8 protein-coding genes are annotated in these 8,419 nt (G+C 67.9%); 6 read left to right on the top strand and 2 right to left on the bottom strand.

The features are described 5' to 3' along the window. Nucleotides 1-120: 120 nt before the first annotated feature. Nucleotides 121-1,254: a ribonuclease D gene (rnd, locus tag I2E26_RS07800; RefSeq protein WP_195420283.1), complete on the bottom strand. Its 1,134-nt coding sequence runs from the start codon at nucleotides 1,252-1,254 to the stop codon at nucleotides 121-123. Between the two features lie 253 nt (nucleotides 1,255-1,507). Between rnd and I2E26_RS07805 the strand changes: the two genes are divergently transcribed. The 5 genes from I2E26_RS07805 (at nucleotide 1,508) to I2E26_RS07825 (ending at nucleotide 6,986) form a co-directional block, all read left to right on the top strand. After that, nucleotides 1,508-2,425 (top strand): diacylglycerol kinase family protein, encoded by a 918-nt coding sequence (locus I2E26_RS07805; protein ID WP_195420284.1) that lies wholly within the window; start codon nucleotides 1,508-1,510, stop codon nucleotides 2,423-2,425. A 378-nt stretch (nucleotides 2,426-2,803) separates the two neighbouring features. Continuing rightward, nucleotides 2,804-3,367: a hypothetical protein gene (locus tag I2E26_RS07810; protein WP_195420285.1), complete on the top strand. Its 564-nt coding sequence runs from the start codon at nucleotides 2,804-2,806 to the stop codon at nucleotides 3,365-3,367. Between the two features lie 72 nt (nucleotides 3,368-3,439). Next, entirely contained in the window at nucleotides 3,440-5,233 is a 1,794-nt protein-coding gene (locus I2E26_RS07815; protein ID WP_195420286.1) for an ABC transporter ATP-binding protein, read from the top strand. Further along, the gene (locus I2E26_RS07820; RefSeq protein WP_195420287.1) at nucleotides 5,226-5,972 is read left to right on the top strand and encodes an energy-coupling factor transporter transmembrane protein EcfT; all 747 of its coding nucleotides are present in this window, start codon (nucleotides 5,226-5,228) and stop codon (nucleotides 5,970-5,972) included. Before I2E26_RS07815 ends, I2E26_RS07820 begins: the two co-directional genes overlap by 8 nt. A gap of 78 nt (nucleotides 5,973-6,050) precedes the next feature. Further along, nucleotides 6,051-6,986, top strand: coding sequence for an RsmB/NOP family class I SAM-dependent RNA methyltransferase (locus I2E26_RS07825; RefSeq protein ID WP_195420288.1), 936 nt, complete (start codon nucleotides 6,051-6,053; stop codon nucleotides 6,984-6,986). Here the strand turns inward: I2E26_RS07825 and I2E26_RS07830 are convergent. Further along, complete coding sequence (locus I2E26_RS07830; protein WP_195420289.1) at nucleotides 6,983-7,120, bottom strand: hypothetical protein; 138 nt, start codon at nucleotides 7,118-7,120, stop codon at nucleotides 6,983-6,985. The two genes, I2E26_RS07825 and I2E26_RS07830, sit on opposite strands and share 4 nt — an antisense overlap. A gap of 256 nt (nucleotides 7,121-7,376) precedes the next feature. On the opposite strand from I2E26_RS07830, the gene I2E26_RS09115 reads away from it, so the two are divergent. After that, nucleotides 7,377-8,419, top strand: a 1,043-nt coding sequence (locus I2E26_RS09115; protein WP_229056505.1) for a hypothetical protein, incomplete at its 3' end; no start/stop codon positions are given.

Genomic DNA, 8,419 nt, shown 5'->3' on the forward strand with positions numbered 1-8,419 from the left:
AGCACCAGGGCAATATAGGCGGGATCGTAGCCGAAGCCGTAGTACGGATAGAACATGCGTGCATCTCCTTGCATATCGGACCGACGGAACGCCTTATACCCCAAATCGGGCGGTGCCGACCTATAAGATCTCGAGCGCCCGGTCCTTCACCGTAAGACCGATATTGCCCTGGAGCAGGTCGTCGATCAACGTGCCCACCAGCTCGAAGCGCCAGCCCTCGCGCAGGCGGCTGCGCTCGGGATGCGAAACGTAGTCGATGAGCTCGTCGCGGGAGGCGATCACGGACGTCGCCACGCCGGAGCGCTCGGCCACCAGGCGGATAAGGGCGTACATGAGGTCGATGACGCTCTCCAGCTCGGGCGCGGGCGCCTTATGGGGACGCGGCAGGAACGGAAGCTTCTCCGCCGGGCACGAGCCGCCGCGCTCGACGCCGGCGATGATCGCCGCGACGTCCTGCACGGAGAGCTGCTCGGTGCCGCGCATGCGCTTGAGCTCGTCGGGCGTCTGCGGGGGACGGCGAGCCAGCGCCAGCAGGACCTCGTCGGGCATGACCCATTTGCGCGGGATGTCGGCCTGCTCGGCCTTGCGCTCGCGCCACGATGCGAGCTCGCGCGCCACGGCGAGCTGGCGCCGCGTGAGCGAGTTCACGCGCTTCACGCGCTTGAAGGCGGTGCGGGGGTCGACCTCGTAGTGGCTCAGCTCGGTGAGGGGGCGCAGCTCGTCGAGCACCCACGACAGGCGGCCCTGCTCCTCGAGGCGCTCGCGGATCACGCCGAACGCGACGATGAGGTAGCGGACGTCGTCGACAGCGTACTCGAGCTGCTCGGGCGTGAGCGGACGGCGCGACCAGTCGGTCAGCGACTCGCTCTTGGGAAGCGTGATACCGCAGAAGGCGTGGACCAGGCTGTTGTAAGACGTCTGGACGCGCTCGCCCAAAAAGGCGGCGGCCACCTGCGTGTCGAAGATGGGGGCGGGCAGCACGCCCAGGGCGTGGTGCAGGACCTCCATATCTTGGGAGCAGGCATGGAACACCTTGGTCACCGCCGCATCGGCGAGCAGGTCGCGAAGCGGGGCGAGGTCGGCGATCGCCAGCGGGTCGATGACCGCGCACTCATCGGGAGTGGCCACCTGCACCAGGCACAGGCGCGGATGATAGGTCCGCTCGCGGAGGAACTCGGTATCCACGGCCACGGCGTCAAACGTGCGGGCCCGCGTGCAAAACTCCAGAAGGTCGGCGCTGGTGGAAATATACATACGTGAAAGAACCCCTCGATCACAGGCGAACGACGAACTGCGCGGCGCCCGTTCCAGCAGGGAGCCGCACACATATTTTCATTCTATCGCGATTGCCGTGCCTGCGGCGGGAGACATGCAAGCGCCACGGAATATAGAGGACATGCCGTGGAGAAACGCCGAATCGCGGCGCACGGTGCTTGCAATCCGCTGTATCGGGTAGGAAAAGACGACATGTCCTTAAGAGCACCGCGTCCTTCGGAGGGAATTCCGCATGCGCTTCCTCATCATCCACAACCCCGCATCCGGCCCGCGTTCGGACGAGATCTTCGCCTTCGCCCACGCCCTCAGCGCGCCGGGGGATGAAATCGTCATGCGCTTCATAGGCGTGGGCATGGAGCCCGAGGACGCCACGAGCGATGCGGCCTCCTTCGACCGCATCGTGGTATCGGGTGGCGACGGCAGCGTTTCCAACATGCTCAACTGCCTGCGCAACGTACACGTGCCCATCCTGGTATTCCCGTCGGGAACCGCCAACCTGTTCTTCAACAACATCGGCAACGCGCCCGAGGCCGCGGCGCTTGCCAAGGCGTGCCGCGCCGGGCGCACCGTGAAGGCCGATATGGGCGAGATGAGCTGGGTGGACGAGACGGGGGCCGAGCGCAGCCACGGATTCATCATCATAGCCGGCACGGGCTTCGACGCCACCATCATGCAGAAAGCAGAGGCCACGAAGGGCGAGATGGGCGAGATCGCCTATATGCTCTCGGCCCTGGCAACGCCCTCTCCGCAGGTAGCGCACTTCACCATCGAATGCGACGGCGAAACGCACGAGCTCGACGGCATCGGATGCATGGTGGGCAACACGTCGGTGATCCAAAACGAAATCAACCTCTTCCCCGGATGCCGCATGAACGACGGCCTCATCGACATCGCGGTGATCGAGCCGGCCAAGACGGTCGAGCTCCTGCCCACGCTGCTGGCGGGTGTGCTCGACCGCGCGGGCACCGGCCTGGGCCGCCCGCAGTTCACGCTCTTCCAGGCGCGCGAGGCCGCGATCACCTGCACGCCCTCCCTGGGCATGCAGTTCGATGGCGAGCTCATTCCCAGCAACGCCGGCTCATTCAGCGCCCGGGCCCTGCCCGCCTGCCTCGACCTCATCGTCGACGAGTTCTCCAAACTCGGCGCCTAGCTTCGCCGGCCGCGCCGTTCGGCGAAACGTATCTGCAACGATATTCAATCGTTCCTTGCGCGGCGCGAGCCGTGTGCTATAGTTTCGCCCAAGTACAGCGGGCGCCCCGCCCCCGACGGACCGAAAGGAGCCAACACCATGCAGAGCACGATGAACGCCTCTCTCAACAACTGGTGGTGGCACGATGCGATCTCGGTCGGTCAAAGGTGAGTCCTATCGCGCCCCAGCCCCTGTAGCGCAACCAAGGCCTCCGGTTTGACCGGGGGCCTTTTTCTTTTTCCAAAGCCCCCCCCATCCCGCCCCATCCCCCGATGGCAAGCTCCCCGCCACCCGCCCCGCCCGCAGCGACGCCGCCCTGCCAGAAAGGAAGCACCCCGCATGACCCCCTACGACCAGCCCCGCACCATCACCGCTCCCGCCCGCGCGAACCTCGATGTCCGCTCGCTCGTCCTGCTGGCCATCCTGCTTGCCGCCGGGTTCATCCTCAACTTCACCGTGGGCAAGGCCATCTCGGCGCTTTCGGCGGGCATGATCAGCCCCGAGTTCATCGTCTCGGCGTTCTGCCTCGCCATCCTGCTCATCCGCCCCACGCTGCGCCAGGCCCTTGCCATCGGCATCATGTCGGCCGCCATCATCCAGCTCACCACCACCTCGCCGTTCATCGATTTCGCCGCCGAGGGCGCGGCGGCCGTGGCGATGGCGCTCATCGTTCGCCTCGGGATGCGCGGACGCGCCGCCGGCATCACGCCCTTGGCGGGCACCTTCGTCACCACCATGCTTTCGGGCGTCATATTCATGTGTATCAAGATGGCGCTGGTGGGCGCGGCAACCCAGCTTGCGGCCGCCATGCTGCCCGTGGTGACGGCCACCGCCGTCTTCAACGCCCTGCTGGTGCAAGCGCTCTACCGACCCGTTCGCACCACGCTCGGCATCGACGAGTAACGGCCGCCCCATGCCCGCGCGAAACGACGCACGGCCCGCGCCTCCCCGTCCGCCCCTCACCGAAAGGCAGCCATGGACCCCATCATCACCCTCGACCACGTCTCGTTCTTCTACCAGCATACGAAGGAGCCCGCGCTTCGCGACGTCACGCTCGCGATCGAACCCGGGGCGTTCGTGGGCGTGATCGGGCCCTCGGGCGCCGGCAAGTCCACGCTGGCCGCAGCGCTTTCGGGCGCCATACCGCACCATCACCGCGGCGCCCTCTACGGCGCCGTCCACGTTGCCGGACACGACACCTGCGAGATCACGCTCACCGACATCGCCCGTACGGTAGGAAGCGTGGGACAGGACATCGACGCGCAGATGGTGGCCTCGGTCGTCGAGGACGAGCTGCTGTTCGGCCTAGAGAACTTCGGCGTGTCCCGCGAGCAGATCGAGGCGCGCGTCGACGAGGCGCTTGCCACCACGGGCATCCGCGAGCTGCGCGCACGCCAGATCGCCACGCTCTCGGGCGGGCAGAAGCAAAAGGTCGCCATCGCGGCCATCCTCGCGCTCCGGCCGCGCGTCCTCGTTCTGGACGAGCCCACCTCGGCCCTCGACCCCGGCAGCGCCCGCCTCGTCTTCGACACCCTGCGCGCCATCAACCGGGACCACGGCGTGACCATCGTGGTGGTCGAGCAGATGGTGGCGCTGCTCTCGGAATACTGCAGCCGCGTGGTGGTTATGGACGACGGCTCCGTTGCGTTGGACGGCGCTCCGCGCGAGGTGTTCGCGCACGCCCGGGCCCTGCGGCGCATAGGCGTGGACTGCCCCCGCGTGACGCGCGTGTACAACAGCCTCGTCGAGCGCGGCCTTGCACGCGAGAGCCGTCCGTGCCTCAACGTGGACGAGGCCGTCCGGCTCGTCGAATCGATCGTCTCTGCCGGTAGCGAACAGCGGGCAGTGCCTGTCGCAGCACCACATGGCTCCGCCTGCAAGCCCATAGCGGGCGATCCGGCCTGCAGCCGCCCCGACCCCGCCGGCGCCGCGGACGCATCGGCTCCCGCGACCCTGCGGATCGAGGGCGCGTCGTTCGCCTACCCCCAGGGCGGCAGCAGCGTGCGCGACCTCGACCTGGAGGTGCGCGCGGGCGAGATCGTAGGCGTCGTAGGTCAAAACGGCGCCGGCAAGACCACCCTCACCAAGCTCGTCAACGGCCTGCTCAAGCCGAATGGCGGGCGCGTGCTCGTAGCCGGCTCGGACACCCGAAGCACGCCCGTATCGCACATCGCCCGGCACGCCGCGACGCTCTTCCAAAACCCCGACCGCCAGATCTGCCAGGAAACCGTCCGCGACGAGGTCGCCTTCGGCCTCCAGCTCCACGGCGCCGCCGCCGAGCAAGCCCGCATCCGCGCGGAAGAGGCTGCGCGGCGCTTCGGCCTCGACCCCGACCGCGCGCCGTTCGCGCTCTCGCGCGGCCAGCGCCAGCTCGTGGCCCTGGCCTCGGTCGTCGCCCTCGATCCGGAGCTCGTCATCCTGGACGAGCCCACCAGCGGCCTCGACTATAGAGAGTGCATGACCGTGATGCGCGCCGTGCGCGAGATGGCCCGCCGCGGCAGCGCCGTGCTTATGGTGTGCCACGACATGGAGGTCGTCTCGGACTTCGCCGACCGCCTGGTCGTCATGGCGGGGGGCCGCATCATCGGCGCGGGCACGACGCGCGAGGTGTTCTCGAACGCCCCGCTCATGGACGCCGCCAGCATCGCGCCGCCCCAGGTTTGCGCCCTGGCCGGCGAGCTGGCCGCGCGCGTCTCGCCGCGCTTCGCCCCCATCACCGAGGTCTCCGATATCGTTGCCACCTGCGAGGAGCTGATCCACCATGATTAACGTGATCGACTACGTCGACGGCGCCACGTTCCTGCACCGCCTCAACCCCGTCAGCAAGCTCGCGCTCGCTACGGGCATCATCGTCGCGACCTTCCTGGCGCAGGGCTTCCCCGCGCTCATCGGGCTCCTGGCGCTCACGCTCGCCCTGGGAGCCTACGCGGGCGTGCTCGGTCGCCTGGCCTCGCTCCTACGGGTGCTCGTGCCCCTCTCCCTGCTCATGCTCGTGCTGCAATCGGTCTTCGTCCAAGGCGGCGCCCCCCTCTTCGCCTTCTTCACCACGGAAGGCGTCGCCTCGGGGGCGCGCGCCAGCCTGCGCCTGCTGGGCGTGGCCCTGCCGCTCGTGCTCATGCTCATGGTGACCCGCCCCAACGACCTCGCCAACGCTTGCGTCGAGGTCCTGCACGTCCCCTATCACTACGCGTTCGCCTTCACCACCGTGCTGCGCTTCGTACCCGTATTCGGCCAGGAGATGGACGCCATCATGGAGGCCCAGACCGCGCGCGGCGTGGCGTTCGACACCAAGAACCCGCTCAAGAAGATGCGGCTCATGCTGCCGCTCTGCATTCCGCTGCTGCTCTCGTCGGTGGCCAAGACCGACGCCAGCGCGCTGGCAGCCGAGCAGCGCGGCTTCTACCTGCGCGGACACGATAGCGCCTACAAGCGCTACCCGATGCGCGGCGCCGATATGGCCGCCTGCGCCGTGGCAGCCGCGCTCGTCTGCGCGGGCGCGCTCCTCTAAGCGAGGCGCGGGCGCGCTTTGTCCCCCGGGCGCGATTCTGCGACAATGGTTCCATACGATTCGATGACAGGAGCACCCATGGACGAAGCAACCGGCCTTCCCGCATTCCTTGTGGAACAGCTGGCCCAGGCATATGACGAGCACCACGCGCAGCGCATCGCCGACGGCCTCGCCGCCGCCAACGACCGCCCCGTGACCTTTCGCGCCAACACCCTCAAGGCGAGCGCCGAGGACGTGCTGGAGGCCCTCGGGGAAGCCGGCATCTCGGCCGGCACCGTGCCCTGGTACCCGGACGCGTTCATAGCCGAGGGCATCCGCGAGCGCGAGCTGTGGGGGCTCGATATCTACCGCGCCGGCGGCATCTACCTGCAGAGCATCTCGTCGATGCTGCCGCCGCTCGCGCTTGGCCCGCAGCCCCGCGCCGACGTCCTGGACATGTGCGCCGCACCCGGCGGCAAGACCTCGCAGCTCGCCGCGCTCAGCCACGGGGAGGCGCGCATCATGGCATGCGAGCTCAACGTGCCCCGCGCCGAGAAGCTCGAGTACAACCTGGCCAAGATGGGCGTGCGCAACACCCAGGTCATGCGCACCGACGCGCGCCGCCTGGACGAGTTCTTCTCGTTCGACCAGGTGCTCCTCGACGCGCCCTGCACCGGAACGGGCACCGTGCGCGCGGGCGACGAGCGCGCCGCGAAGCGCATCACGCCCCAGCTCCTCGCCAAGGTCACCAAGGCGCAGGCGGCCCTGCTCGATCGCGGCCTCACCGTGCTCAAGCCCGGCTGCACGCTCATCTACTCCACCTGCTCGGTGCTTCCGCAGGAAAACGAGGACATCGTACGCGGAGCCCTCAAGCGGCATAAAGACTGCGAGCTCGCCGCGGTCGACCTGTCGGCCGAAGCGCTCGACGATATCCCGCAGCTGCCCTGCCGCCTGGACGAGGGCGCGATCACGGTATGCCCCACCAGGCTCTACGAGGGATTCTTCCTCGCCGCTATAAAGAAACGGGCGCGCTAGTCGCGCGAGCGATCGCCGCGTCGGCCGGAGCGCCGGGCGTCGCGCAGGGACGTGATGGCCAGATACAGAAGGCCGACGCCGCAAACCGCGCCTGCGCACAGCAGCATCGGACCTAAAACCACCATGCCGTTCATACGCGTCACCGCCGTTTCTGCCAGCGCGGGCAAAGCGCCGCGCGCACTCGATCGCCATCAGCCTACCAGGCTAGCAGACGGGCGGCTCCGGCGCATCCGCATTCGATAACACGACGTAAAAAGAACCGTGCTACCATCCGCGGATTCGGCATGGACTCGCATAGCGATTCGGTATAAGCTCATTCAGCTCGGGTAAAACCGACTGTGTTTTCGCGCATTACGCGTAAAACCAACCATTTGACGTAAGGGGGACGCCATGGACTCCATGCATACCGACAAGCAGGCGCCGTACACGCCCGAGGGGTCCGGTCAGCCGGTAACCCAGCAGCCCGATCCTCGACCCGATGCGCCCATGCAGGCCGTCGAGCCCCCGGTCCAGGTACCCGCCGAGGTCCCCGAGAACATCGAGGCGACCATCGATTTCTCCGAAGTCGAGTTCGCCGAGGAATTCGCCGAGCCCGTCACCGCCGTCACGCCCGGCGGCGTACTTCCGCTCGAGCCGGCGCCCATCGAGGGCCGTCTCCGCAAGGCCGCCCTCTCGGTACCCGAGGAAATGGAAGAGTGCAGCGGCTTCACCCTGTTCGGCCGCCGCATCAAGTCGCTGCTCTACACCACCGACGTAGCGGTCATCCGCAACTCCAACGCCGACGCGATCTTCGCCGTCTACCCCTTCACCGCGCAGCCCGCCATCACGCAGGCCCTGCTCACCGTGGCCGAATGCCCCGTATTCGTCGGCGTGGGCGGCGGCACCACCGCGGGCAAGCGCTCCGTGCAGCTGGCCGCCGTCTCCGAGATGCAGGGCGCCGCGGGCGTCATCGTGAACTCCCCCGCCAGCCCCGAGATGGTCGAGCAGATCGCCAGCATGATCGATATCCCGGTCATCGCCACGGTCATCCGATGCGACGAGGTCGCCCACGCCAAGGTCAAGGCGGGCGCCAAGATCCTCAACGTGGCCGCGGGAAAGGATACGCCCAACGTCTTGCGCCAGCTGCGCGAGATCTACCCCAACATGCCGCTCATCGCATCGGGTGGACGCTCGTCCCTCTCCGTACGCGAGACGCGCGAAGCCGGCGCAAACGCCGTCATCTGGACGCCGCCCTCGGCCCAGCAGCTGCAGGCGGACATGATGAAGCGTTATCGCGAGGCCGACGTCAACCCCGCCGGCGGCCCTGTTATCGACCCCATCAAGGCCAGCGCCGAGAACCCCATGGAGAGCGCCCGCGCCGACGTTCCGTTTACCGACGAGGCCATCGCCAAGGCCCACTCGCCGCGCCAGCGCCTGCGCAAGAACCGCCAGGG

The sequence above is a fragment of the Collinsella sp. D33t1_170424_A12 genome, assembly GCF_015554865.1.
Classification (GTDB): Bacteria; Actinomycetota; Coriobacteriia; order Coriobacteriales; family Coriobacteriaceae; genus Collinsella.

Excerpts from the sequence above, each read along its gene's own strand:
- rnd (WP_195420283.1), bottom strand. The coding sequence starts at position 1,254 with ATGTATATTTCCACCAGCGCCGACCTTCTGGAGTTTTGCACGCGGGCC.
- I2E26_RS07805 (WP_195420284.1), top strand. The coding sequence starts at position 1,508 with ATGCGCTTCCTCATCATCCACAACCCCGCATCCGGCCCGCGTTCGGAC.
- I2E26_RS07810 (WP_195420285.1), top strand. The coding sequence starts at position 2,804 with ATGACCCCCTACGACCAGCCCCGCACCATCACCGCTCCCGCCCGCGCG.
- I2E26_RS07815 (WP_195420286.1), top strand. The coding sequence starts at position 3,440 with ATGGACCCCATCATCACCCTCGACCACGTCTCGTTCTTCTACCAGCAT.
- I2E26_RS07820 (WP_195420287.1), top strand. The coding sequence starts at position 5,226 with ATGATTAACGTGATCGACTACGTCGACGGCGCCACGTTCCTGCACCGC.
- I2E26_RS07825 (WP_195420288.1), top strand. The coding sequence starts at position 6,051 with ATGGACGAAGCAACCGGCCTTCCCGCATTCCTTGTGGAACAGCTGGCC.
- I2E26_RS07830 (WP_195420289.1), bottom strand. The coding sequence starts at position 7,120 with ATGAACGGCATGGTGGTTTTAGGTCCGATGCTGCTGTGCGCAGGCGCG.